Here is a 23,553-nt window from a genome sequence, read left to right as displayed (position 1 = left end):
ACGACCTGCGAGACTGGGGCCATGACCGATGAGCTGACCATTCCGGCTGAACTGAAGCCCTCCGACGGGCGCTTCGGCTGCGGACCGTCCAAGGTCCGGGCGGAGCAGCTGGCGAACCTCGCTTCCGAGGGCGCCGCCTACATGGGCACCTCCCACCGGCAGAAGCCGGTGAAGTCCCTCGTCGGACGGGTGCGCTCCGGTCTGTCCCAGCTCTTCTCCCTGCCCGACGGCTACGAGGTGGTGCTCGGCAACGGCGGCACCACGGCGTTCTGGGACGCCGCCGCGTTCGGGCTGGTGAACGAGCGGGCGCAGCACTTCACCTACGGCGAGTTCTCGTCGAAGTTCGCCAAGGTGACCTCGGACGCGCCGTTCCTGGGCGACTCCATCGTGGTCAAGGCCGAGCCGGGCAGCGCCCCGGAGATCGCCTACGAGCAGGGCGCGGACCTGGTCGGCTGGGCGCACAACGAGACCTCGACCGGTGTCGCGGTGCCGGTGTGCCGCCCCGCGGGCAGCGAGGGCGCGCTCGTCGCGATCGACGCCACCTCGGGCGCAGGCGGCCTGCCGGTCAAGGCCGAGGACTTCGACGTCTACTACTTCGCGCCGCAGAAGTGCTTCGCCTCCGACGGCGGCCTGTGGCTGGCGCTGATGTCGCCCGCGGCGATCGAGCGGGTCGAGAAGATCGGCTCCAGCGGCCGGTGGATCCCCGAGTTCCTGTCGCTGACCACGGCGCTGGACAACTCGCGCAAGGACCAGACGTACAACACCCCGGCGGTGGCGACGCTGTTCCTGCTGGCCGACCAGATCGAGTGGATGCTGTCCAACGGCGGTCTCGACTGGGCGGTCTCGCGCACGCAGGACTCCTCGACGCGGCTGTACGAGTGGGCCGAGGAGACCAGCTACACCGTGCCGTTCGTGAAGGACCCGTCGCTGCGCTCGCAGGTCGTCGGCACCATCGACTTCGTGGACGAGGTCGACGCGACGCAGGTCGCCAAGGTGCTGCGCGCCAACGGCATCGTCGACGTCGAGCCGTACCGCAAGCTGGGCCGCAACCAGCTACGCGTCGGCATGTTCCCCGCGATCGAGCCGGGCGACGTCACGGCGCTGACGAGCTGCATCGAGTGGGTCGTCGAGCGGCTCGGCGACTAGTCCCAGCACGAGGAGCAGCAGGACGCCGGTGAGGACGTAGCTCTCGGCGAGCGGCCAGACGCTCCGGTGGTCCCACAGCGGGCTGACCACGAACACCACTGTCGCGAGGGCGGCGGTTCCGAGCACGAGCGGCCGGAACCGCCGCCCTCGCCACGTCAGGACCCCGATCACCGGCGCCGCCCACACCCAGTGGTGGGTCCAGGACACCGGTGAGACCAGCAGCGCGCCCACCGCGCACGCCAACAGCGCGACCACGGCGTCGGCACGCCGCATCACCAGCGCGGTGACGACGAGGGTGACGGCCACCGCGACCAGCCACGCCCAGGTCGGCGCGCCGAGCCGGGCGAGCAGGCCGTGCAGCGACTGGTTCCCGATGTAACCCGGGTCGCCGACCCGCTCGCCCTGGAAGACCAGCTTCGTCCAGTACGTGACCGAGGCCTGCGGCGCGATCGCCCACGCCAGGACCACGCAGCAGGCGAACGTCGCGACCGCTCGTCCGGCGGCGCGGAAGTCCTTGCGCAGCAAGAAGAACAGCACGAACGCGGCCGGGGTCAGCTTGACCGCGGCGGCGAGCCCGACCAGGAATCCGCGGCGGCGGACCGGGGCGAGCGCGTCGACCGTGACGAGCAGCACGAGCAGCAGGTTGATCTGCCCGAACCCGAGCGTGGCGCGCACCGGCTCGCTGAACAACGCCACCGCCTGGACGATCAGCGCGGCGCCGCCGAACACGTGCAGCCGCCGGTCGTACCGCGAAAAGCACAACGCGAGCACCGCACCGAGCGCGACGACGGACACGACGGTGATCCCGACGAGCGCGACATCGGGCGGAATCACCAGCAACGGCGCGAAAACGAACGCGGCGAACGGCGGATAGGTGAACGGCAGGAGTGTTCCGTTCCGCGTAGGCGGCAATGGGCCGTACGGGTCACCGCGGTCGAAGAACGCCTGCGCGCCGAGCCGGTAGACGTCCAGATCCAGGCCGTCCAACCGTTTCCACGCCAGCAGGATCCCGACCAGCACGACTTCGATCGCCACTCCCGTGGCCAGCACCCTCCGCCCCACCGCGCAATACTCGCGGATCCTGATCACCGGGGTCCCGTCCGGGTGGCCGAACGGGTGGAATTGCTGCAAGATCAACCAAAAAGTGTCGGCGCGCCTGCCCCGTCAAGCGGACGCGCCGACCTACCGTGAACATCCGAAGGTGAAGTCAGGAGGAAGCGGATGCGGACGCTGAGAGTGGTCGGGCTGCACGAGGACGGTAAGTCCATCGTGTGCGAAGACCCGGCGCGGCGCGAGCGTTTCCTCCTGCCCGCCGATGAGAAGCTGCGCGCGGCCGTCCGGGGCGACGTGCCGAGGCTCGGGCAGATCGAAATCGAGACGGAGAGCCAGATGCGACCACGCGAGATCCAGGCCCGGATCCGGGCCGGCGAGTCGGTGCAGCAGGTCGCGGACGCCGCCGGGGTTTCGGTGGAACGGGTGGAGCGGTTCGCGTACCCGGTGCTGCTGGAGCGGTCCCGCACCGCCGAACTGGCGCAGTCGGCGCACCCGGTCCGCGAGGACGGCCCGGACCTGCGGACGCTCGGCGAGATCGTGGCCTACGCGTTCGGCGTGCGGGGCCAGGACTACTCGCAGGCGTCGTGGGACGCCTGGCGCGGCGACGACGGCCGGTGGATCGTGGCGCTCCGGTGGACCGCGGGGCGCTCCGACAACGCCGCGCACTGGCAGTTCTCGGCCGGCGCGCACGGCGGCACGGTCACGGCGCTGGACGAGCACGCCGAGGACCTGCTGGACCCGCACCGCACGCCGCGGACGCTGCGGGCGGTGGGCGCCGAGGCCGAGCCCCTGCCGGAGCCCGAGCCCGAGCCGGTGGACGAGCAGCCCACGCTCGACATCGACGCGCAACCGGACCCGTCGGCCGCCAAGCCGAAGCCGAAGAAGAAGGCCCACCCAGCGGTCCCGGCCTGGGAAGACGTCCTACTGGGAGTCCGCAGCCAACGCGGCTGAGCGGCGCGCAGCGCCACGCCCTTGATCTCTGCACCCCAAGGTTGCTGGGTGGTCATCCCGTCGCCTGACACGCAACGATCACCTTGAGCCAGGGCCGCAACCTGGGCCACCAACCGGCGGCCGACCATGCCAACCTTGCGGCCCTGGCTCAAGGTGATATGCACAAACCGGAAGGCGACGGGATGACCACCCACCCGAGGTGAGCCGACAACGGTCCCCTGGTCATCCCGGAGCCTGCCCGTCCGGCGAGGACATCCCTTGATCTTTGAACCCGCCACCCAACAACTCTCCGCGGTCATCGCCCCGACGCGGCGCGGCCGCGAACCGCTCCGGCCGCGCGAACGCCCGCTTCCGTCAGTCCTCCAGCCGCGCGACCAGTGACTTCGGCGCCACCACCCGGTACGCCTCCCGCACGACAGCCCGCATCTCGTCCCAGTCCACCCGCACGTCGAGGTACACCCCGAGCCACCCGCGGTGCCCGACATAAGGCGGCCGGAAGAACCGGTCCGGCTCGGCCGCGACCATCTCCTCCTGCGCTCCGGGCTGCGCGGCGCACCAGCACGCCACCCGGTCGTCGTGGTGGTGGTCGGCGTACATCACGAACGCCTTGCGGCCGCGGATGAACCACGTCGGCTCGCCGTGGCTGAGCCGCTCCTCCACCTCCGGCAGCGCCAGGCAGGTCTCACGAAGCAGCGAGAGCGGGTCCATCAGAACACGACGGCCAGCACGCCGAACCAGGACAGCACGACGCCGGCCGCCGCGCCCAGCGCGACCCACCGGATGATCGGCAGCTTCCGCGCCAGCCACAGCGACGGCGCGATCCCGGCGGTGACCACGACCGCCGCCAACAGGACCAGCCAGCCCGCGGTCTCCGCGGCCAGCGCGATCGCGAGCGCCATCATCGCGACGATCACCACCGCCGCCACGAACCCGGCCACCACCAGCCCGGTCGCCCACGGCGTCGGCTCGTCCCCGACCCCGGCGAACAGCCGCGGCGGCTCCTCGGCGCGCGGTGGCGGCGGCACGACCACCTGCTCACCGGTCACCGGGTCCACGTAGTGCACCGGCGTGCCCATCACCCCGGCGACGCGCGAAGCCAGCTGCTGCCCGCGCCGGGACACCACGGTCGCGGCCTCGCTCGGGTCGTTCGCCGACCGCCGCAGCGCCGCAGCGACCTGTGCCCACTCGTGCAGCGCGTCGGCCAGTTCGACACCCAGCGCGAGGCTGTGGGGGTCGATCTCGCGCGTGTACACGTCGCCGTGCCCCTTGAGCACGGCGCGGTCGCCGCGGACCCGCAATTCCACGCATGCACCTTTCCGGCCGTCACGCCAGGACGTCGTCAATTTACCGCTGCGGCGAGCTCGTAGAAGGCCACCGCCGCGGCAGTGGCCACGTTGAGCGAGTCGACGCCTTCGCTCATCGGGATCCGCACCGCGACGTCGGCGCTGTCCAGCGCTTCCGCGGTCAGGCCCGGCCCCTCCGAGCCGAGCAGCAGGGCCGTCCGGCCACCATCGGCGGCCACCTCGCGCAGCGTCCGCGAGTCCGCGCGCGGGGTCAGCGCCGCCACCCGGAACCCCGCCGCCCGCACCCGCTCCAGCCCGGACGGCCACGGCGTCAGCGGGGCGAACGGCACCCGCAGCACGTTGCCCATCGACACCCGCACGCTCCGCCGGTACAGCGGGTCCGCGCAGCCGGCGCCGAGAAGCACGCCGTCGACCCCGAGCGCGGCCGCGTTGCGGAACAGGGCGCCGATGTTCTCGTGGTCGCCGACGCCCTCCAGCACGGCGACCACCCGCGACCGCGCGAGGATCTCGTCGGCGTCCGGCTGGGGCGCGCGGTCGGCCACCGCGAGCACGCCCCGGTTGAGGTGGAACCCGACGACCTTCGCCATCACCTCGGCCGACGTGACGTACGCCGGCACCGGCACGTCCGCCAGGTCGGGCGCGAGTTCGGCGATCCGCCGCTCGACGCCCAGCAGGGCCCGCGGCGGGTACGCTGACGCGAGCAGGCGCCGGACCACCACGGTGCCCTCGGCGATCACCAGGCCGCGCCCGCCGGGCCGGTCCGGTCGCCGGTCGGCCGTGGAGAGGTCCCGGAAGTCGTCGAGCCTGGGATCACCCTCGTCTTCGGTTCGCACGATCTGCGCCACGGCATGAAGTCTGCGGCTTCGGGGTAGATCCTCCGTCGTCGGGGTGGGTGCTCCGAACGTCATGCGTACCACTGGGCCGAACGGACCAGCGGGGGCCGCGGTGGGGCGCGTCGTGGCGGAGCCACCGTTTTGGCCGATGACCTCGTGACGATCGTTGTGCGACCGTTGTCGGCCGGGGTGCCGCGGCGATCACCACAGCAGCGGCCGAGGACAAGAGCAGGGATGGCATGGGCAAGGACGTGTCGGCGGAAGCCTTCAGCCCCCGGGACCGGGCGCGGTACCGGCACAAGCTCCAGCGGTGCCTGGACACCCTGGCCAGGATGCTCGCCGACGACAGCTTTTCGTTCCCGCGAAGACACATCGGGCTCGAGGTCGAACTGAACCTGGTGGACGACCGGCTGCGGCCGTCCATGTCGAACAGCGCCGTGCTGGAGGCGCTGGACGACGAGTCCTTCACCACCGAACTGTCCCAGCACAACATCGAGCTGAACGTGCCGCCGCGCCCGCTCGCCGGGAAGTCCGCGATCGAGTTGGAGCACGATCTGGTCGGCTACCTGGGCGAGGCCGACCGGAACGCGACCGCCGCGGGCGCTCGGCTGGCCGTCATCGGCATCCTGCCGACACTGGCGGAGGACCACTTCGACCAGAAGTGGATCACCAACAACACCCGGTACACGCTGCTCAACGACCAGATTTTCGCCGCCCGCGGGGAGAACATGACGCTGTCCATGGACGGCGCCCCGCTCGGCGGGCACAACCCGGAGCGGTTGCGCGCCTACTCGGAGTCCATCCTGCCCGAGGCCGCGTGCACGTCGGTGCAGTTGCACGTGCAGGTGGCGCCGGAGGAGTTCGCCACCCACTGGAACGCCGCGCAGTGCCTGGCCGGCGTGCAGGTGGCCGTCGGCGCGAACTCGCCGTTCCTGCTCGGCAAGGCGCTGTGGCACGAGACCCGCATCCCGCTGTTCCTGCAGGCCACCGACACGCGCCCGGAGGAGCTGCGCAACCAGGGGGTGCGGCCGCGGGTGTGGTTCGGCGAGCGGTGGATCACCTCGATCTTCGACCTGTTCGAGGAGAACGTCCGCTACTTCCCCGGCCTGCTGCCGGAGACCGACAGCGAGGACCCGCTGGAGACCCTCGAGTCCGGGCAGGCGCCGAAGCTCACGGAACTGATGCTGCACAACGGAACCGTGTGGCGCTGGAACCGCCCGGTCTACGACGTGGTGGACGGCAAGCCGCACCTGCGCGTGGAGAACCGCGTGCTGCCCGCCGGCCCGACGGTGCTCGACATGATGGCCAACGCGGCGTTCTTCTACGGCACGCAGCGGGCGCTCGCCGAGGCCGAGCGTCCGGTGTGGACACAGATGTCGTTCCAGGCGGCGGAGGAGAACCTGTACGCCGGTGCGCGCAACGGGTTCGACGCGCAGCTCTACTGGCCCGGCCAGGGCTGGGTGCCGCCGGACGAACTGGTGCTGCGCGTGCTGTTGCCGCTCGCGGTGGAGGGCCTGCGCAGCGCGGACGTGTCCGAAGCGGCCATCGACCGCTACCTCGGCGTCATCGAGCAGCGCTGCCTGACCCGCCGCAACGGCGCGTGGTGGCAGCGGGCGGTCGTCACCGGAGCGGAGGACCGCGGCGCCGACCGCGAGACCGCGCTGAGCACGATGCTCGGCCGCTACCTGGAGCTGAGCCGGAGCGGCGAGGCCGTGCACACCTGGCCCGTGGACACTCCGTGATCAACCGGGCTCTGTTCGGGTCAATCCGGCCTTGTTAGGGTAGCCTAAGTGACCGATGTCGCTTACAGTGCCACTCATGGCGGCTCCCCTCGCGGTTGACTCGGACCTGACCCAGACCCCGTTCTCGACCACCCTGAGGGAGTCGACACGGCGGGCGCACGACCGGGCACACCACTCCCGGTACATGCGGGACCTGTTCAACGGCGACCTGGACCTGACCGACTACGCCCGGCTGGCGGCCCAGTACTGGTTCATCTACCAGGCCATCGAGGAGGCCGCGGACGCGATGCGCCGCGACCCGGTCGGCGGCCGGTTCGTGTTCGACGAGCTGCGCCGGGTGCCCGCGCTGGCGGCCGACCTGGAGTTCCTCTACGGCGAGCAGTGGCGGGACCGCGTCACGCCGGTGCCCGCGACCGAGGACTACGTGCGCCGCATCCGGGCGGTCGCCTTCGACTGGGCCGGCGGCTACGTGGCCCACCACTACACGCGCTACCTCGGCGACCTCGCCGGCGGCCAGGCGGTGCGCAAGCTGCTGGCCAAGGCCCACGGCGTCGAGGGGCCGGGCGCGCTGTTCTACCACTTCGACGACATCGACAACGTCCCCGCGTTCCGGAAGCGGTACAAGGCGCTGCTCGACGACACCCCGTGGACCGGGGCCGAGCGCGACCGGATCGTCACCGAGACGCTGGTGGCCTTCGAGTTCAACATCGCGGTGCTCGACGACCTGGTGCAGTGATCATCCGCACACCCCGTTGACCTCCATCTAGCTGGAGATTGCAGGCTTGCCGCATGACCGGTTCCCGCAGTGCGGACAGCGGCTCCCCAGTTAGCTTCCTGCGCGCGCGAGGACTAGGTTTTGATACCGCAAGGGACTCTGCGTCAGACAAGAAGGAGGGCTGATGGCCCGCTACGAGCTTCCTGACCTCGACTACGACTACGGCGCGCTCGCCCCGCACATCTCGGGTCAGATCAACGAGCTGCACCACAGCAAGCACCACGCGACCTACGTCAAGGGGGCCAACGACACCCTGGACAAGCTCGCGGAGGCTCGGGACAAGGGCGACTTCGGCTCGATCGTCGGCCTGGAGACCACGCTGGCGTTCAACCTGGCCGGGCACGCCAACCACGTGGTGTGGTGGAAGATCCTGTCCCCCGAAGGCGGCGACAAGCCGACCGGTGAGCTGGCCTCGGCGATCGACGAGGCGTTCGGCTCGTTCGACAAGTTCCAGGCGCAGTTCAACGCGGTCGCCACGACGATCCAGGGCAACGGCTGGGCCGCCCTGTCGTGGGACCCGATCGGCAAGACGCTGATCACGCAGCAGCTGCGCGACCACCACAACAACCTGATCCTGCCGACCGTGCCGATCCTGCTGGTCGACGTGTGGGAGCACGCCTTCTACCTCGACTACAAGAACGTCAAGGCGGACTACGTCAAGGCGCTGTGGAACGTCTACAACTGGGGCGAGATCAGCAAGCGCTTCGACAACGCCGTTTCCGGCGGCAACGGCCTGCTCCTCTGAGCGAGCCTGATCGAGGGGTCCTTCCGCGCACCCGCGCGGACAGGGCCCTTCTTTTTTTTGCGCTTGACCTCGACCACAGTGGAGGGTGCAGGCTGGCTGCCATGGATGTCGACGCGTACCTGGCCCGCATCGGAGCCGGCCGTCCCACCGCCCCCACCCCGGCGGCGCTGCGGGAGCTGCACGAAGCCCACCTGCTGACGGTTCCGTTCGAGAACCTCAGCGTGCACCTGCCCGAGCGGATCGTGCTGGACGAGGACGCGTTGTTCGACAAGGTCGTCCGGCGCCGCCGCGGCGGGTTCTGCTACGAGCTCAACGGCCTGTTCGGGGCCCTCCTGCGCGAGCTGGGCTTCAGCGTGACCCTGCTGGGCGCCCGCGTGTTCGGCGGCGGCCGGTGGGGCCCGCCGTTCGACCACCTGGCGCTGCGGGTCGACCTGGAGGAGCCGTGGCTGGCCGACGTGGGCTTCGGCCGCTTCGCCCGCCACCCGCTGCGGCTGACGGCGTGCGAGCCGCAGACCGACCCCGAGGGCGAGTTCCTGGTGGTGGACGCGCCGGACGGGGACATCGAGGTGCGGCTGAACGGCGAGCCGGCCTACCGGCTGGAGAAGCGCCCGCGGCAGTTGTCCGACTTCGGCCCGACCTGCTGGTGGCAGGCCACTTCGCCGGAGTCGCACTTCACGCAGAACGTGCTGAGCACGATCTCGACGCCGTCCGGGCGAGTCACCCTGGCGGGCGACAAGCTGATCGAGACGGTCGACGGCAAGCGGGCCGAGCGCGAGCTGAGCGACGCCGAGAAGGTCGAGGCCTACCGCGTGCATTTCGGGATCGACATGAACGAAGCCCCGGTGCTGGGATCCTTCCCGGCACCGGGGCTCCGCCCGTTCCCGAACTGACTGCCGCTCCCACCACGAAGCGGACAAGCATTAGGTTAGCCTAACTTCACCAAGCCTCGCAAGGGGCCGGTTCCGGGAGATCGTCCGTTCACCCGTCGGTGTGATCGCGGCGGACGATCGCCCGCTCCAGCAGCCCGTGGAGCGCGCGCTGCTCGCCGGCGTCGAGAGCGGCGAGCGGCGAGTCGCGCACGAGGAGGTCGAGGAGCTTGCCGCGCAGCTCCTCGCCCTTCGCGGTGAGGACGAGCTGGCGGGCGCGGCGGTCCGTGGGGTGCGGCCGGCGTTCGACCAGCTCCAGCTTCTCGAGCTTGTCCACGACAAAGGTGGCATTGGACGGCTCGCAGCTCATCCGCTCGGCCAGTTCGCGCATGGTCATCGGCCCCGTCATCTCCCGCAACGCGGTCGCCTGTGGCGCGGTGAGCCCGAGAGCGGCGGCGCGCTCCCGGACGTGGTCGGCGATCTGCTGGGCCAGCCCGTTCACCAGCCCGCACAGCTCCCGTTCGGCGATGACCTGCGGTTCCATGCTCCCATCGTAGTGATCCGTCAAGTCAGTACATTTTCAGCTTGAATGTTTCAAGCTTGATGCTTTACGGTCGGACGCATGATCACCTCTTCCGACGAGCGCCTGCGACGGCAGGCCGGCATCCACTCACTGCGGCTGGGCGACACGAGGGTGACGTTCGTGCCGGACGGCGTGGTGCACCTGCCGCCGCGCGGCTGGCTGCCGGACACCACCGACGACTTCTGGCACGCGCACCCGGAGTACCTGGACGACTCCGGTCACCTGGTGGCGAGCCTCGGCGGGCTGCTCGTCGAGCACGGCGACCGCGCGCTGCTCATCGACGCCGGCTTCGGGCCGGAGTCCCTGCCACCCGATCCGGGCACGCCGCGCGGCGCGATCCGCGGCGGTGCGCTGCCGGCGAACCTGGCCGCGCTCGGCCGGTCCCCCGCCGGCATCGAGGCGGTGGCGTTCACGCACCTGCACCCCGACCACACCGGCTGGGCCTGGCACCTCGCTCCCGACCAGCCCCTCTTCGCGCACGCCGACTACCTGGTCGCCGAACCGGAATGGGCCGCGCGCGACGCGACGGCACGCGACATCGCCGCGCTGGCGCCGCGGGTCCGCACGGTGCGCGACTGGCAGGAGATTTTCCCCGGCGTGCGGATCCGGATCAGCGCGGGCCACACCGCAGGTCACGCCGAGTACGTGATCAGCGGCGGCGGGAAGCGGCTCATCGCGTTCGGCGACGCGCTGCACTCACCGGTCCAGGTGGACCACCCGGAGTTCTCGGCGGCGGTCGACCACGATCCGGCCCGCGCCGCCGCGCACCGCGCCCGCCTCGTCGCCGAACTGTCCGAACCGGACACGATCGGGTTCGGCATCCACTTCGCCGACGTGGTGTTCGGGCGGGTCCGGCGGGGCGGCGGCGCACCGGCGTGGCAGCCCCTTCCGCCAACCGGGGATCACTGATCGAACTCGCTCGGTCACCGGATAGCGTTTGCCGTGTGAAGACGTCGACAGTGATCGCGATCGTGCTCGGCGTGCTGCTGTCCTTCGCCTCCGTCGCCGGCGCGGCCGGCTACCTGTGGTCGCAGGGCAGCGACGCGCCGCCGCCCGCCCCCGGCCTGCCCGCCGTGTGGCCGGGCAAGGACGGCGAACTGCCGCGCCGCGTGCCGATGCCCTCCGGCGAGATGCTGGCCGCGCTGCCCGCGGGCAGTTCCGGTCACGTGCTGTGCCAGGCGTTGTCCGAGCAGCGCTGGGAGGCGGTGCTCGGCGGCGCCACGCTGCGCGAGGTGCGGGGCAGCGTCTGCCACCTCGTCACCGGGAGCCTCGACGTCAGCCTGCGCCTCGACAACGTGCCCGCCACCCTCCGGTCGCCGCAGTCGGTGACGGTGTCCGGGCGGGCTGCGGAGGTCGAGTCGAGCGGCACCGTCAACGCGCGGCTCAACGTCCACCTGGTCGACGACGCGCCCAGTGGCGAGGTCCACCCGTACCTGCGCCTCGACATCACCCGCTACGCCGTCACGCGCCCGGGCCTCACGCTGGACGACCTCGCCACGTCGATCGCGCGGGACGTCATCGACGCGACGATGGCGCCCGGCCCGGACCTGCCCGCACAGGGCCGCGACGCGGTGATCGCCATGCGGGTGACCGAGCCGATCCCGGGTTACGGCATTCAGGACGCGCCGTGGCCGGTGGTGTCGTGGCAGCTGTGCACGCAGCTCGCAAGGGCGATGGGCACGAGCCCGTCGGCGGCGAAGCCGAGGTTCGACGGCCGCTGCACGGTGCGCACCGTGCAAGCCGCCCTGACGGACGACGTGACACCGCGCGCGTACCCGGACACGCTGGCCGGCCGCCCCGCCCTGATCACCGACGAGGTGGTGGCGGTGAAGCTCGATCAGGACTCGAGCCAGGAACTGGCGTTCACCGGCACAGGCCGCGACCTGAAGTCCCTAGCGGAGACGGTGCTACCCGCCCTCCTCGGACGCTGAGGTCCGCCGGTCAGGCGGCCTGCGACCGGTCCGAGCGGCGCCGCGCGTTGAGCACCCGCTGGCCGGCCGCCCCGCCCTGATCACCGACGAGGTAGTGGCAGTGAAGCTCGATCAGGACTCGAGCCAGGAACTGGCGTTCACCGGCACAGGCCGCGACCTGAAGTCACTCGCGGAAACGGTGCTACCCGCCCTCCTCGGACGCTGAGCCCCAGCGTCCGAGCACCCGTGTGCCCCACGGGGTGTGGACGGTCAGGTCACTCGGGTGATCCAGGCACTCGGCCCGAAGGTCCTCCCCATACACGTCACAAGTCACGACACCGAGCGGCACCCGGGCACCAGCGCGTCAGGCGGCCTGCGACCGGTCCGAGCGGCGCCGCGCGTTGAGCACCCGCAGGCCGGCCAGGCGCACCGGCCGCGTCATGCCGCCGCGGCGGGCCAGCACCACCGCGCACGCCACGGCGGCCACCGCGGAGATCACGCCTCCGATGAGGAACGGGGACCGGCCGCCGAAGGTGTCGGCCATCCAGCCGACCATCGGGCCGCCGATGGGGTTGCCGCCGATCAGCACGAGCACGTAGAGCCCCATGACGCGGCCGCGCATCTCCGGGCTCACCGACGTCTGCACCAGCGAGTTCGCCGTGTTCAGGAACGTGATCGTGGCGAACCCCAGCGGGATCAGCGCGATGCCGAACGCCAGGTAGGTCGGCATGAACCCGGCGACGAACTCGACCGCGCCCAGGCTGAACGCCGCGATCAACAGCAGCCGCACCCGCGGACGGCCCCGCGCCCCGCGCCGGGCCGCCATCAGCGAACCCGTGAACGTCCCGACCGCGAGCAGCGTCGACAACAGCCCGTACCCGTCGGCCTGCGTACCGAACACGTTGCCCGCCACGATGGCCAGCGACGTGAAGAACGTGATACCGAAAGTGCTGACGAAGAACACCAGCACCATCAGCGAAACCAGGTCCGACCGCCCGCGCACGTAGGCCAGCCCCTCGCGCAGCTGCCCCTTGGCCCGCGCGACGGCCGGGCCGCGGAACAGCTTGTCCGGGTCCATCAGCAGCAACCCGGTGATCACGGCCAGCGTGCTGACCGCGTTCGCCAGGAACATCCACCCGGTGCCGACCCACGTGATCGCGAACCCGGCGATGGCGGGTCCGACGATCCGCGCCATGTTGAACACCGACGAGTTCAACGCGACCGCGTTCGTGATCTGCTTGCGCCCCACCATCTCCGCGACGAACGACTGCCGCGCCGGCACGTCCAGCGAGCTGAAGACACCCAGCACGAAGCACAGCACGTAGACCTGCCACAGGGTCACCACCCCGGACACGTCGAGCAGCCCGAGCACCAGCGCCTGCACCCCGATGCCGCTCTGGATGGCGATGCACAGCTTGCGCTTGTCCACCCGGTCGGCGAGCACACCGGCCCACAGGGACAGCATCAGCGTCGGCAGGAACTGCAGCGCCACCGCGATCCCCAGCGCCACCGGGTTGTTCCCGGACAGCTCGAACACCAGCCAGTCCTGCGCGATGCGCTGCATCCAGGTGCCGATGTTGGAGATGATCTGGCCGGAGAAGAACAACCGGTAGTTGGGCACCCGCAGCGAGGCGAACATGCTCGCCTTCGGCTGCGCCTTCTCCTCGGGCTCCGCGGCCGGGGTGGCGGCGGGCTTGGGACGCATCCGGCCGGAGGGCGCGGTGCAGGCGGCGCGGTCGGCGGGTGGCGCCTGGCCCCGGGTACCTGTGTTCGTCAGTTCGGACTGTCCGTCAGTACCCGTGTTGAGCCCCACCGTTATTCGTTCCCCGCCATCCTGTCGATGATCTCGGCGGCACGGGCGAGCACTTCCCGCTCGTCGCCGCTCAGTTCTGCCAGCTTCCGGTCCAGCCAGGCCTCGCGCACCGAAATCGTCTCCCCGACGAACGCCAGGCCCCGCTCGGTGAGGGCGACGATCGACTGCCGCCCGTCCGTCGGGTGCGGGCTCCGCTCGACGAACCCGAAGTCCTCCAGCGCCGCGATGACCCGGGTCATCGACGGCGGCTGGACACCCTCCTTCGCCGCGAGCTTGCCCGGCGTGAGCGGTCCGCACTTGTGCAGCGTGGACAACGCCGCCAGCTGCGTGAGCGAAACGTTCTCGTCGGTGCGCTGCGCCCGGAGCTTGCGGTTCAGCCGCACCACCGCGAGCCGCAACCGGCTCGCCAGGGCGCGCTCCCGCATATCGGACACATAGTTAGCATACCTTACGATCAATCGACCTCGCGGGTGAAATCGATCGCACCTTTACTTTCGGCTGAACCAGCTCACGACCACGCCGTTGTCGAACACCCTGCGGTCGGTCACCTCGAACCGCGTCGGGTCGAACTTCCCGTCCACCAGCGGGATCCCGTCCCCGGCGACCACGGGGTAGCTCTTGATCACCAGCCGGTCGACCTCCGGCCAGACCGCCCCGGCCAGCTTGCCCCCGCCGGAGAGCCAGATGTCCTTGCCCTCCTCCTGCTTGAGTGAGCGGACCAGGCCGAGCGGGTCGCCCCCGACCACCGTCACGGCGGGGTCGGGGCTTTCGCGCAGGGTGCTCGACACGACGTACTGCCGCAGGTGGGCGTACGGGCTGGTGACACCGATGTCCAGCGCCGGCCGGTAGGTGCCGAGCCCCATGACCAGCGTGTCGATGTTCTCGTTGGGGGCGTCGGCGATCCCGGCCGCCTCCCGGATCATGGTCGGCACGGTTTCCGGGAAGGACTTCAGCATCCACCCCCGGTAGGCCTCGAACTGGGCACCCTCGCCCTCGGGGTAGAAGTCGAACTCGCCGGCCGGGCCCGCGATCCGGCCGTCGATGCTGACCCCGACGTAGTAGACCAACTCTCGCATATCGCTCCGCTCGTAGTACTCTGTCTGTAGTGGTTCGACCGTAGTACTACAACTGGAGTGGTGTCAAATGGTGCGGAGGAACGAGGAGCGACGGGCGGCTCTGCTGGACGCCGCGATCGAGGTGCTGGCCGCCGAGGGCGCGCGCGGGCTGACGTTCCGGGCCGTCGACAAGGAGGCCGCCGTGCCGGCCGGCACGGCATCCAACTACTTCGCCAACCGCGACGACCTGCTGTACCAGATCGCCCAGCGGTTCTACGAGCGCATGGAGCCGGACGCGGCGACGATCGAGCGGCAGCGGACCGCGCCGCGGGACCGGGCGACCTACACCCAGCTCATGCGTGAACTCGTGGCGCGGATCACCGCGTTCCCCAGCGGCTACCTCGCGCTGCTCGAACTACGCCTGGAGGCCACCCGCCGCCCGGAGCTGCGCAAGCTGCTGACCGAGCGCGTGCGCGCCGACGTCGACGCGAACGTGACCTACCACGAGCAGTCCGGGCTGCCCGGCGACGCGACCGCGGTGCGGCTGCTGATCCTCACCCTCAGCTGGATGATCGTCGAGCAGCTCACCCTGCCCGAGGTGTACGGCGAAGCCGAGCGGGACGAGCTGATCGCGGCCGCGGTCGAGCGGCTCGTGGCGGAGTGACTCAGCCGATCGCGTCCTGGATCGGCCCCACCGCGAAGTAGGCCACGAACGCCACGGCGATGACCCACAGCAGCGGGTGCACCTTGCGCGCCCCGCCCGTCACGGCCTGGATCACGACGTAGGAGATGAACCCGACGCCGATGCCGTTGGTGATCGAGTAGGTGAACGGCATGACGACGATCGTCAGGAACGCGGGCAGCGCGATCTTGAAGTCGGTGAAGTCGATCTCCCGCACCTGGCTGATCATCAGCGCGCCGACGACCACCAGCGCGGGCGCCGCGGCCTCGACCGGGATCACCTCGTACAGCGGCGTGAAGAACATGGCGCCGAGGAACAGCAGCCCGGTGACCACGTTGGCCAGCCCGGTGCGCGCGCCCTCGGCGATGCCGGACGCCGACTCCACGAACACGGTGTTGGAGCTGGACGAGCCGGCACCGCCGGCCACCGCGCCGAGGCTGTCCACGAACAGGGCCTTGCCGGTGTTGGGCAGCTCGCCGTCACGGTCCAGCAGCCCGGCCTCCTTGCCGAGGCCGGTCATCGTGCCGATGGTGTCGAAGAAGTCGGTGAGGATCAGGGTGAACACGATCAGCGCGGCGGTGATGGCCGGGACCTGCACCCACGCGTCGAAGTTCACCTGGCCCAGCAGCGACAGGTCCGGCCAGCCGGCGATCCGGTCCGGCAGCGCCGGGTACCCGAGGTTCCAGCCCTTCGGGTTGGTGCCGCCGGCCGGGCCCGCGTTGACGAGCGCCTCCAGGATGATCGCGATCACCGTCGTCACCAGGACGCCGATGAGGATCGCGCCGCGGACCCGCCGCGCCACCAGGACACCGGTGATCAGCAGCCCGATCACGAACACCAACGTCGGCCAGCTCGCGATCGACCCGCCGATGCCGAGCCCGACCGGCACGGTGGTGTTCGCCGCGTCCGGGATGCGCCGCACGAAACCGGCGTCCACCAGGCCGATCAGCGTGATGAACAGGCCGATGCCGACCGCGATCGCGGCCTTCAGCGCGGGCGGCACGGCGCGGAACACCATCGTGCGGATGCCGGTGAGCACCAGCACCAGGATGATCAGGCCGTTGAGCAGGACCAGGCCCATCGCGGCGGGCCAGCTCATCTGCGGCGCGACGCTGACCGCGATCAGCGAGTTGATGCCGAGCCCGGTGGCCATCGCGAACGGGTAGTTCGCCACCACGCCCATCAGGATCGTCATGACGCCCGCGATCAGCGCGGTCACGGCCGCCACCTGCGGGACCGGCAGGATGTTGCCGAACAGGTCCTTGTGCGCGCCCGCGTCCTGGGCCGAGAAGCTGCCGATGATCAGCGGGTTGAGCACCACGATGTAGGCCATCGTGACGAAGGTGACCAGCCCGCCGCGCACCTCGCGGCCGACGGTCGACCCACGCTCGGTGATCTTGAAGAACCGGTCGAGTCCGGTCCTGCCGCCCTGCACAGCCATGCAACCTGCCTTACCTGGTGCCACTGGGATGACCCGCGGGTAGCCTTCCTGACGTGGCCGATCCGATCAACGCCGGGGATGTTAAACGTCCGTTGCTTCCGGTGCCCGAGTTACCCGAGCGGCTGGTGGTGCTCTACCCGGTCGTCGCGGTCGGCACACTCGTGTGGTTCGCGGGTTTCCTCGTGCTCGGCGGGATTCGCCTGTTCGGAACGGGCGGGCCGGCGAGCGTGTGGATGTGGACCTGCCTGTCCGGCGGCGTGCTCGGGCTGATGGGTATGGGCATCATGAGCTGGCAGCGCTGGGCGCGCCGCCACGGCAGCCGCAGCGCGCAGACCGGTCTCTGACGGGCGACGTAGAGCGCGGCGGGGTTGCCCGGCGGCCGGCCCGGCAGGGGGTCGATCGAGTCGATGTGGACGAACCCGTGCCGCTCCCGGAACCGCCGCGTGGCCACGTACGGAGCGGCCGTCGCGTTCAAGGCGTTCTACAGCAGGTAGGTCGTCGTCGCGGGGTCGTTCAGCACGGCCTCCACCAGGTGGCGCTCGGACCAGCGACCGGCAGCCCAGGCGAACGCGCGGGCCAGCCCTTCGGGCGAGTCCTCCGCGTGATGTTCCCCGTGAAACGTCCCACTTTCGACCCACCACGGCGTGGCGCGCTTGACTCCGTCGACCTCGACGGTCAACTCGTCGTGCACCACGAGCCCGCCCTCGGGCAGTGGGATGTCCAGCAGCTCCGCGGCCAGGACCAGCGCGGTCATCTCCGCCCACGGCACGAACTCACCGTCGCTGCTGACCCGGGCGTCGGCGTGTTCGGACAGCAGCGGGATGTCCAGCAGCTCGGCGAGCGCGGCCACGTCCGCGCCCGGCGCGGCGGCGACCAGGCGTTCCGGTGCCCACACCGCGCCCAGCCACGGCAGGTCCAGCACCGCGGTCCGCTCGGCGTCGACCACGGACCCGTCGACCGTGCGCACCCGCTCGGGCGCGTCCAGCTCGGCCCACTCCAGGTCCGCGGCGGCCAGCAGGGCGTGCGCGCGCAGGATCAGGCCCGGCGGGACCTCGCGGTCCGGGTCGCCGAGCCGGTCGAGCAGGTCGGCGGCGTCGTCGAGGTTGCGCACGGCCGGCTCCGCCCGGACCCCGGCGGCGGCCAGCACGTCCGGGCGCACCCCGACGTCGGGCACCGGGTCGTACAGGCCGGTCAGGCTCGCCGCGTCCAGCAGCCGCCACTCGGCCGGCGCGCGGCCGGCCAGCAGCGCGTTGCGCTCCAGCCAGGCCGCGGACGGGCTGTCCGGCATCGTCAGCGCCTGCCAGGTCTCGCGCTGCCCGGCGATCAGCCGCAGCGCCTGCGGCCAGGCGTCGTCGGCGACGAGGTCGAGGTCGCGGATCTCCGGCTGCTCGTCGGAGTTGTCCACCACCAGGAACTCGTCGAGCACCCCGAGTTCGGTGAGCACCCGGGACGGCCACTGCTCGGCGAACTCCGCGTCCAGCACGGAGAACGGACCGTCCTCTTCGAACACCTCGGGGTCGAAGACCTCGCGCAGCGGCGAGTTCGGCAGCACCAGCTCGTCCGCGCGCCGCCAGCCGTCCGCCGACGGCAACGCGAGCGCGCCCAGCCCCTCCGCGGAGGTGTCGGAAACCAGGCGCAGCACGGCTTCCGCGAGCGGGCGGGTGTCCAAACCGGACTCGGCGTCGGCCACGCTGCGCTCGATCGCCTCACGCAGCGCGGGCGCGTCGAGCAGGTCCGCCGCCTCCGCCTGCTTCGCGCCGAGGCGCTCCAGCAACGGGTGCGCCGCCTCCGGGTGGACCAGCCGCAGCCCGCCCACGTCGGCGTCGGCCAGCAGGTCGAGCAGCTCCGACGCGCCGAGCAGCAACGCGCCGCGCGGGCCGGGCAGCGTCCGCCCGTCCGCCAGCGGCACCGGCAGAGCGCCCAGCTCGTCCGCGGTCACCTCGTGGTTGTCCAGCAGCGGCAGGAAGGCGTCGTACAGCGAACGCCACCACTCCGGGTCCCGGTCCACGCCGATCAGCAGGTCGACCAGGTCGGCGACGTCGAGCCGGTCGGCGTCGACGGTCGCGAGGAGCTGCGCCGGCTCGTAGCCGCTGATCCCGGCGAGCCCGGGCACGACACCGGCGAGCAGTTCCAGCAGCCGCGGCGACTCGACCGACAGCACGCGCGCGCTCGACGGCACGAGGTCGTCGCCCTCGGCCGCGGGCAGCCATGCTTGCGTCGCGAGCTGCCTGCCGACCAGCTCACGCAGCTTACCGTCCACTTCGGACAGTGGGAAACCCGCTTCGGGCACCAGCTCCAGCCGGTCCTCCGGCGCGAGCCCGCGCACCAGCGCCGGGTACTCGCGGGCGGCCGCGGCGAGCGCGTCGTCGGCGCCGGGCAGGACCCGGCGGCGGGACGGCTCCAGCGGCACCGTCGCGATCAGCCGGGCAGGCAACGACAGCCGCTCGTCGGTGGGCGTCGGGGCGTGCAGGACGTCCTCGGTCAGGCGCCCGTCGACCGGCTTCGCCCACACCACGTTCTCGCCGACCCTGGTCAGCCAGCGGACCGTCCCGGACGGGGTGGACAGCTCCACCACACCGTCCACTTCGGATCTCGTCCACTCCGCGCCGGGCGCCTCGATCCGCGCCAGCCAGGGCAGCGACAGCAGCAGGTCCTCGGCTTCGTCGTGCAGGCGGGCCAGCAGCTCGTCCGCGTCCACGCCGTCGCGCAGGGGCAACCGGACCTCGGTGTCGAAGCCGGCGGGCAGGTCCTCGTCTGCCGGCCACGGCAGGCGCAGCACCGGCACCGCGCCGTCGCGCCCGGCGGCCTCCCGGGTGCGGGTCTCGGAGAACGCGACGCCGCCGGTCCGCGAGATCACCCGCGGTTCGCTGCTGACCGCGAGCACCGCCGCGAAGCCGACGCCGAACTGCCCCACGGTGTCGCCCTGCTTGGCCGACGCCCGCAGCGAAGCCAGCGACGCCACGCCGGCGGCGTCGAGCGGCGCGCCGGTGTTGGCGACACGGAGCTCGCGGCCGGCCACGGACACCCGCAGCGTGCCGGGGGCGCCGGCCAGCGCGGCGGCGTCGGCCGCGTTCTGCGCCAGCTCGACGAACAGCCGGTCGCGGTAGCCGCCGACCCGCAGGTCGGTCTCGGCGTTGGTGTCTTCGGTGAACCGGGTCGGCGAGTCCCGCCAGGCCCGCAGCACCGAGGCCCGCAGCGCCTCGGTGCCGAACGGATCACTCAGCTGACTCACTCGCCGTCTCGACGTCCGGGGTCGCGCCCGTCTCGGTCTTCGGCTCCTCGACCGGCTCCATGTCCAGCAGCGAGTCGTCGTAGACCAGCTCGGCGACCGGCACCGACGAGGTCACCTCGACCTCGACCTCGGAGTGCGCGCCGCAGCCGTACTCGGCGTGCACGACGTTGCCGTCCGCCGGGGCGATCTCGTTGCCACACACGCCGAAGGCGGCGCGCAGCGATCCGGCCAGCGGGAGGTAGAAGCCACACGTGCCGCAGTGGGCGGGCGCGCTGCGGGCCATGTCCGACCGCGGCCCGAACTCGCCGCGGTGCCACCGGGTGGCGGCCTCCTCGCGGCCGAAGCGGGACAGGACGTGCACCCGGCCGAGCCCGGCCTCGTGCGCGACCTCCTCGACCGCCGGGTCGTCGGACTGCAGGTACGCCGGGACCAGCCGCGGGTCGTCCTTGTCCGGGGGGAGGATGTCGCCGACGCCCAGGTCGCCCGCCCGCACCCGACGTTCCCACGGCACCCACTGCGGGGCGATCAGGGCGTCCGGGCCCGGCACGAGCACGACCTCGCTGACCGTCACCGGGGCGTCCGCGCCCGCGCTCGCGACCGTCACCGACCAGCGCCAGCCGCGGTAGCCCGGCACGTTGGCCTCGAAGAGGTGGCTCGCCGACACCGCGTCCTCACGCGACACGCCGACGTGCGCCCCGACCTGCTCGGCCCCCGCCTCTTCGACCGCGGCCTCGCGCGCGAGGTCGACTGCCTCGGCGAGAGCGCGCTCCACGGAGCCGTCGTCCAGGGTGAGCAGCAGCGTCATACCCCAATTGTGCCCCGCGCGCCTCCGGCGGCCGTGTCAGGGTGGAGGCGTGCGCACCCTGATCACCTTGACCCTCGCCACGGTCGTCGCGCTCGCGGGCTGCGCGGCGGCGGCGCCGCCCGCGCCTGCCACGGTTCCGCAGCTCACGGTGCAGGTGCTGGAGACGCTGCCGCACGATCCGGCGGCGTTCACGCAGGGCCTCGAGTTCTCCGGCGCCACCCTGTACGAGGGCACCGGGCTGGTCGGGCAGTCGTCCGTGCGGGCCGGCGCGCCCGGGCAGCCGCCCGCCACGCGCGTGGACCTGCCCGCGCCGCTGTTCGGCGAGGGCATCACCGTCACCGGGCCGACCCTGTGGCAGCTGACCTGGCAGAACGGTGTCGCGATCGAACGGGACGCGCGGACGCTCGCCGAGCTGCGGCGCGTGTCCTACGACGGCGAGGGCTGGGGGCTGTGCCACGACGGCGGCCGTCTGGTGATGAGCGACGGCTCCGACCGGCTCACCTTCCGCGACCCGGCCACGTTCGCGGTGACCGGCGAGGTCACCGTCCACCACGGCGAGCAGACCTTTTCGCAGCTCAACGAGCTCGAGTGCGCCGGCGGCGCGGTGTACGCGAACGTGTGGCAGACCGACCGGATCCTGCGGATCGACCCGGCGACCGGCGAGGTCACCGGGCAGATCACCGCGGCCGGGCTGCTCACCCCGGCCCAGGCGTCGGCCGCGGACGTGCTCAACGGCATCGCCGCGGTCCCCGGCACGGACGAGTTCCTGGTCACCGGGAAGCTCTGGCCGGTGATGTTCCGGGTGAAATTCGTGCCCGCTTCCTGATCACCGAGCGCGTCGGCGCAGGAATACGGCAAGATTGACGTGTGGGGCGCAAACGGAAGTGGACACCGGCACCGGGTGCCGGGCAGCCGTGGCGCGCCCAGGGGCGCTTCTACCCCGAGTCGGCCGCGGTGCCGAACGCGGACGAGGCGCCGACGAGCGCGTTCCCGGCAGGCGGGCGCACATCACCGCCGCCACCGCCGCGTGGCGCGCGGCCGTACCCGCCGCGGCAGAGCCCGCCGCCGCAGCAGCGGCCGTGGCACAGCGAGCCGCCGCCCCGCCGCACGGAGCCGCTCTACGAGCACTACAACACCGACGGGTACGCCGACCACAACGCGCGTCCCGAGCCGGAGCCGGCCGCCGAGCACCGCACGGAGGCGACCGCAGGGCCGCTGCCCCGGATGCCGAAGAAGCTGACCGTCACCCGCGTCGCCGCGTTGCGCAGCCGTGAGCTGGGCGGCCGCGCGGTCGGCATGTTCCAGCGCGCGACGAAGGCCGACGGCGCGGACAAGTCCGGCCTCACCTCGCTGACGTACGCGGTGATGCTGAACTACGCCAGCGACGCGGCGATGGCCATCGCGTTGGCCAACACCCTGTTCTTCGCGGCCACCAGTGGCGAGGGCCGCGGCAAGGTCGCGCTGTACCTGCTGATCACCATCGCGCCGTTCGCGCTCGTCGCGCCGGTCATCGGCCCGCTGCTGGACCGGATCCAGCGCGGCCGCAGGCTGGCGATGTGCCTCACCTCGGTCGGCCAGGTGCTGATGGCCGTGCTGATGGCGCTGCACTTCAACGACTGGGGCCTCTACCCGGCCGCGCTCGGGAAGATGGTGCTGTCCAAGTCGTTCACGGTCCTGAAGTCGGCGGTCACCCCGCGGGTGGTGCCGCCGGACATCACGCTGTCGAAGACCAACGCGCGGCTGACGGTGTTCGGGCTCGCGGCGGGCGGTGTGTTCGGCGCCATCGCCTCCGGCGTGAACTCGCTGTTCGGGTCGGCGGGCGCGTTGTGGTTCACCGCGTTGATCTGCGCGGCGGGCGCCGTGCAGGCGATGCGGATCCCGGCGTGGGTCGAGGTGACCGAGGGCGAGGTCCCGGCCACCCTGAAGGCGCACCCGGCGAAGAAGAAGAAACGACAGCCGCTCGGCAGCGACGTGGTCCTCGCCCTGTGGGGCAACGGGACCATCCGCATCCTCACCGGGTTCCTGATGATGTTCGCGGCGTTCGCCGTGAAGGCGCAGGCGGAGCAGACCGGGCAGAGCCCGTTCATGCAGCTGCTGCTGCTCGGCCTGATCGGCGGCGCGGCCGGGGTCGGCGGGTTCGTCGGCAACGCGCTCGGCTCGCGGCTGAGCTTCGGGCACCCCAGCCAGGTCGTGCTCGGCTGCGTGGGCGCGGCGCTGGCCTCGACGATCCTCGCGACGGTCATGGCCGGGATCGTCACGGCCGCGATCGTCGGTCTCGTCGGCGCCACGGCCAGCGCGCTGGCGAAGATCAGCCTCGACGCGGTGATCCAGCGCGACCTGCCGGAGGAGTCGCGGGCGTCGGCGTTCGGCCGGTCGGAGACGGTGCTGCAGCTGGCGTGGGTGTTCGGCGGCGCGATCGGGCTGCTGCTGCCGCCGACGTACTGGATCGGGTTCCTGGTGGTGTCGATCCTGCTGGCGGTGGGGCTGGTGCAGACGTTCCTGCTGGAGCGCGGCTCGTCGCTCCTGCCAGGGCTGGGCAGCAGGCGGGACCGCAGGCCGGCGCGGACCGGCAGCGGGGCCGCTCCCCGCGTGCAGTGAGCCGACCCGTAGGGTTTCC

23 protein-coding genes are annotated in these 23,553 nt (G+C 71.7%); 12 read left to right on the top strand and 11 right to left on the bottom strand.

Going from position 1 to position 23,553, the window contains the following annotated elements:
• Positions 1-21: 21 nt before the first annotated feature.
• Positions 22-1,146, top strand: coding sequence for a phosphoserine transaminase (serC, locus tag AMYTH_RS0133340; protein ID WP_027933861.1), 1,125 nt, complete (start codon positions 22-24; stop codon positions 1,144-1,146).
• Here serC and AMYTH_RS0133335 read toward each other — a convergent pair.
• Positions 1,054-2,283, bottom strand: coding sequence for a glycosyltransferase 87 family protein (locus AMYTH_RS0133335; protein WP_228685052.1), 1,230 nt, complete (start codon positions 2,281-2,283; stop codon positions 1,054-1,056). The genes serC and AMYTH_RS0133335 overlap by 93 nt on opposite strands.
• An 84-nt stretch (positions 2,284-2,367) precedes the next feature.
• Between AMYTH_RS0133335 and sepH the strand changes: the two genes are divergently transcribed.
• Entirely contained in the window at positions 2,368-3,150 is a 783-nt protein-coding gene (sepH, locus tag AMYTH_RS0133330) for a septation protein SepH (RefSeq protein ID WP_027933859.1), read from the top strand.
• A 354-nt stretch (positions 3,151-3,504) separates the two neighbouring features.
• Here the strand turns inward: sepH and AMYTH_RS0133325 are convergent, their stop codons facing one another.
• Genes AMYTH_RS0133325 through AMYTH_RS0133315 form a run of 3 tightly spaced genes read right to left on the bottom strand, consistent with a single transcriptional unit; the run spans position 3,505 to position 5,299 of the window.
• A complete protein-coding gene (locus AMYTH_RS0133325; protein ID WP_027933858.1) occupies positions 3,505-3,858 on the bottom strand; it encodes an MmcQ/YjbR family DNA-binding protein in 354 nt (117 codons plus the stop codon).
• A complete protein-coding gene (locus AMYTH_RS0133320; protein WP_027933857.1) occupies positions 3,858-4,454 on the bottom strand; it encodes a DUF2537 domain-containing protein in 597 nt (198 codons plus the stop codon). Before AMYTH_RS0133320 ends, AMYTH_RS0133325 begins: the two co-directional genes overlap by 1 nt.
• A 35-nt stretch (positions 4,455-4,489) precedes the next feature.
• Positions 4,490-5,299, bottom strand: a complete 810-nt coding sequence (locus AMYTH_RS0133315) for a TrmH family RNA methyltransferase (RefSeq protein ID WP_027933856.1) — start codon at positions 5,297-5,299, stop codon at positions 4,490-4,492.
• Between the two features lie 227 nt (positions 5,300-5,526).
• Between AMYTH_RS0133315 and AMYTH_RS0133310 the strand changes: the two genes are divergently transcribed.
• The 4 genes from AMYTH_RS0133310 to AMYTH_RS0133295 all read left to right on the top strand — a co-directional run bounded on the left by AMYTH_RS0133310 (position 5,527) and on the right by AMYTH_RS0133295 (position 9,439).
• Positions 5,527-7,029 (top strand): glutamate--cysteine ligase family protein, encoded by a 1,503-nt coding sequence (locus AMYTH_RS0133310; protein WP_027933855.1) that lies wholly within the window; start codon positions 5,527-5,529, stop codon positions 7,027-7,029.
• A gap of 76 nt (positions 7,030-7,105) precedes the next feature.
• Positions 7,106-7,765, top strand: coding sequence for a biliverdin-producing heme oxygenase (locus tag AMYTH_RS0133305; protein ID WP_027933854.1), 660 nt, complete (start codon positions 7,106-7,108; stop codon positions 7,763-7,765).
• Positions 7,766-7,928: 163 nt separating this feature from the next.
• A complete protein-coding gene (locus tag AMYTH_RS0133300) occupies positions 7,929-8,549 on the top strand; it encodes a superoxide dismutase (RefSeq protein WP_017985168.1) in 621 nt (206 codons plus the stop codon).
• 101 nt (positions 8,550-8,650) lie between these two features.
• Positions 8,651-9,439, top strand: coding sequence for an arylamine N-acetyltransferase family protein (locus AMYTH_RS0133295; protein ID WP_027933853.1), 789 nt, complete (start codon positions 8,651-8,653; stop codon positions 9,437-9,439).
• Positions 9,440-9,527: 88 nt separating this feature from the next.
• Here AMYTH_RS0133295 and AMYTH_RS0133290 read toward each other — a convergent pair whose 3' ends face one another.
• Positions 9,528-9,959 (bottom strand): MarR family winged helix-turn-helix transcriptional regulator, encoded by a 432-nt coding sequence (locus AMYTH_RS0133290; RefSeq protein ID WP_027933852.1) that lies wholly within the window; start codon positions 9,957-9,959, stop codon positions 9,528-9,530.
• A 78-nt stretch (positions 9,960-10,037) separates the two neighbouring features.
• On the opposite strand from AMYTH_RS0133290, the gene AMYTH_RS0133285 reads away from it, so the two are divergent.
• Together AMYTH_RS0133285 and AMYTH_RS0133280 are read left to right on the top strand one after the other, a co-directional pair.
• Complete coding sequence (locus tag AMYTH_RS0133285) at positions 10,038-10,907, top strand: MBL fold metallo-hydrolase (protein WP_027933851.1); 870 nt, start codon at positions 10,038-10,040, stop codon at positions 10,905-10,907.
• Between the two features lie 35 nt (positions 10,908-10,942).
• Positions 10,943-11,929, top strand: a complete 987-nt coding sequence (locus AMYTH_RS0133280; RefSeq protein ID WP_037322881.1) for a hypothetical protein — start codon at positions 10,943-10,945, stop codon at positions 11,927-11,929.
• Between the two features lie 343 nt (positions 11,930-12,272).
• Here the strand turns inward: AMYTH_RS0133280 and AMYTH_RS46210 are convergent, their stop codons facing one another.
• The 3 genes from AMYTH_RS46210 to AMYTH_RS0133260 form a co-directional block, all read right to left on the bottom strand.
• Positions 12,273-13,547, bottom strand: coding sequence for an MFS transporter (locus AMYTH_RS46210; RefSeq protein ID WP_051363122.1), 1,275 nt, complete (start codon positions 13,545-13,547; stop codon positions 12,273-12,275).
• A 176-nt stretch (positions 13,548-13,723) separates the two neighbouring features.
• Positions 13,724-14,146 (bottom strand): MarR family winged helix-turn-helix transcriptional regulator, encoded by a 423-nt coding sequence (locus AMYTH_RS0133265; RefSeq protein WP_037322880.1) that lies wholly within the window; start codon positions 14,144-14,146, stop codon positions 13,724-13,726.
• 63 nt (positions 14,147-14,209) lie between these two features.
• Positions 14,210-14,797, bottom strand: a complete 588-nt coding sequence (locus tag AMYTH_RS0133260; RefSeq protein WP_027933848.1) for a dihydrofolate reductase family protein — start codon at positions 14,795-14,797, stop codon at positions 14,210-14,212.
• A 67-nt stretch (positions 14,798-14,864) separates the two neighbouring features.
• On the opposite strand from AMYTH_RS0133260, the gene AMYTH_RS0133255 reads away from it, so the two are divergent.
• Entirely contained in the window at positions 14,865-15,440 is a 576-nt protein-coding gene (locus AMYTH_RS0133255; RefSeq protein WP_027933847.1) for a TetR/AcrR family transcriptional regulator, read from the top strand.
• A gap of 1 nt (position 15,441) precedes the next feature.
• Here the strand turns inward: AMYTH_RS0133255 and AMYTH_RS0133250 are convergent, their stop codons facing one another.
• Positions 15,442-16,899: an NCS2 family permease gene (locus AMYTH_RS0133250; RefSeq protein ID WP_027933846.1), complete on the bottom strand. Its 1,458-nt coding sequence runs from the start codon at positions 16,897-16,899 to the stop codon at positions 15,442-15,444.
• Between the two features lie 53 nt (positions 16,900-16,952).
• Here AMYTH_RS0133250 and AMYTH_RS0133245 point away from each other — a divergent pair, with 53 nt between their 5' ends.
• Positions 16,953-17,243, top strand: a complete 291-nt coding sequence (locus AMYTH_RS0133245) for a DUF2530 domain-containing protein (protein ID WP_378335056.1) — start codon at positions 16,953-16,955, stop codon at positions 17,241-17,243.
• Positions 17,244-17,380: 137 nt separating this feature from the next.
• On the opposite strand, the gene AMYTH_RS0133240 is transcribed toward AMYTH_RS0133245, so the two are convergent.
• Together AMYTH_RS0133240 and AMYTH_RS0133235 are read right to left on the bottom strand one after the other, a co-directional pair.
• Positions 17,381-20,131, bottom strand: a complete 2,751-nt coding sequence (locus AMYTH_RS0133240) for a sacsin N-terminal ATP-binding-like domain-containing protein (protein WP_027933844.1) — start codon at positions 20,129-20,131, stop codon at positions 17,381-17,383.
• Positions 20,115-20,936 (bottom strand): DUF3027 domain-containing protein, encoded by an 822-nt coding sequence (locus AMYTH_RS0133235; protein WP_027933843.1) that lies wholly within the window; start codon positions 20,934-20,936, stop codon positions 20,115-20,117. The genes AMYTH_RS0133240 and AMYTH_RS0133235 overlap by 17 nt, the downstream gene beginning before the upstream one ends.
• A gap of 49 nt (positions 20,937-20,985) precedes the next feature.
• Here AMYTH_RS0133235 and AMYTH_RS0133230 point away from each other — a divergent pair, with 49 nt between their 5' ends.
• On the top strand, positions 20,986-21,762 hold the full coding sequence (locus tag AMYTH_RS0133230) for a glutaminyl-peptide cyclotransferase (RefSeq protein WP_027933842.1): 777 nt from the start codon (positions 20,986-20,988) through the stop codon (positions 21,760-21,762).
• 41 nt (positions 21,763-21,803) lie between these two features.
• Positions 21,804-23,534, top strand: a complete 1,731-nt coding sequence (locus AMYTH_RS0133225; RefSeq protein ID WP_027933841.1) for an MFS transporter — start codon at positions 21,804-21,806, stop codon at positions 23,532-23,534.
• Positions 23,535-23,553: the final 19 nt, after the last annotated feature.

Source organism: Amycolatopsis thermoflava N1165 (assembly GCF_000473265.1).
GTDB classification, from domain to species: domain Bacteria; phylum Actinomycetota; class Actinomycetes; order Mycobacteriales; family Pseudonocardiaceae; genus Amycolatopsis_E; species Amycolatopsis_E thermoflava.
This window is presented reverse-complemented; position numbering and strand designations above follow the sequence as displayed.

What these genes read in the sequence shown, in the direction of transcription:
- serC (WP_027933861.1), top strand. Translation starts at nt 22, where the DNA reads ATGACCGATGAGCTGACCATTCCGGCTGAACTGAAGCCCTCCGACGGG.
- AMYTH_RS0133325 (WP_027933858.1), bottom strand. Translation starts at nt 3,858, where the DNA reads ATGGACCCGCTCTCGCTGCTTCGTGAGACCTGCCTGGCGCTGCCGGAG.
- AMYTH_RS0133295 (WP_027933853.1), top strand. Translation starts at nt 8,651, where the DNA reads ATGGATGTCGACGCGTACCTGGCCCGCATCGGAGCCGGCCGTCCCACC.
- AMYTH_RS0133300 (WP_017985168.1), top strand. Translation starts at nt 7,929, where the DNA reads ATGGCCCGCTACGAGCTTCCTGACCTCGACTACGACTACGGCGCGCTC.
- sepH (WP_027933859.1), top strand. Translation starts at nt 2,368, where the DNA reads ATGCGGACGCTGAGAGTGGTCGGGCTGCACGAGGACGGTAAGTCCATC.
- AMYTH_RS0133250 (WP_027933846.1), bottom strand. Translation starts at nt 16,899, where the DNA reads ATGGCTGTGCAGGGCGGCAGGACCGGACTCGACCGGTTCTTCAAGATC.
- AMYTH_RS0133290 (WP_027933852.1), bottom strand. Translation starts at nt 9,959, where the DNA reads ATGGAACCGCAGGTCATCGCCGAACGGGAGCTGTGCGGGCTGGTGAAC.
- AMYTH_RS0133285 (WP_027933851.1), top strand. Translation starts at nt 10,038, where the DNA reads ATGATCACCTCTTCCGACGAGCGCCTGCGACGGCAGGCCGGCATCCAC.
- AMYTH_RS0133265 (WP_037322880.1), bottom strand. Translation starts at nt 14,146, where the DNA reads ATGCGGGAGCGCGCCCTGGCGAGCCGGTTGCGGCTCGCGGTGGTGCGG.
- AMYTH_RS0133255 (WP_027933847.1), top strand. Translation starts at nt 14,865, where the DNA reads ATGGTGCGGAGGAACGAGGAGCGACGGGCGGCTCTGCTGGACGCCGCG.
- AMYTH_RS46210 (WP_051363122.1), bottom strand. Translation starts at nt 13,547, where the DNA reads ATGTTCGCCTCGCTGCGGGTGCCCAACTACCGGTTGTTCTTCTCCGGC.
- AMYTH_RS0133310 (WP_027933855.1), top strand. Translation starts at nt 5,527, where the DNA reads ATGGGCAAGGACGTGTCGGCGGAAGCCTTCAGCCCCCGGGACCGGGCG.
- AMYTH_RS0133235 (WP_027933843.1), bottom strand. Translation starts at nt 20,936, where the DNA reads ATGACGCTGCTGCTCACCCTGGACGACGGCTCCGTGGAGCGCGCTCTC.
- AMYTH_RS0133305 (WP_027933854.1), top strand. Translation starts at nt 7,106, where the DNA reads ATGGCGGCTCCCCTCGCGGTTGACTCGGACCTGACCCAGACCCCGTTC.
- AMYTH_RS0133260 (WP_027933848.1), bottom strand. Translation starts at nt 14,797, where the DNA reads ATGCGAGAGTTGGTCTACTACGTCGGGGTCAGCATCGACGGCCGGATC.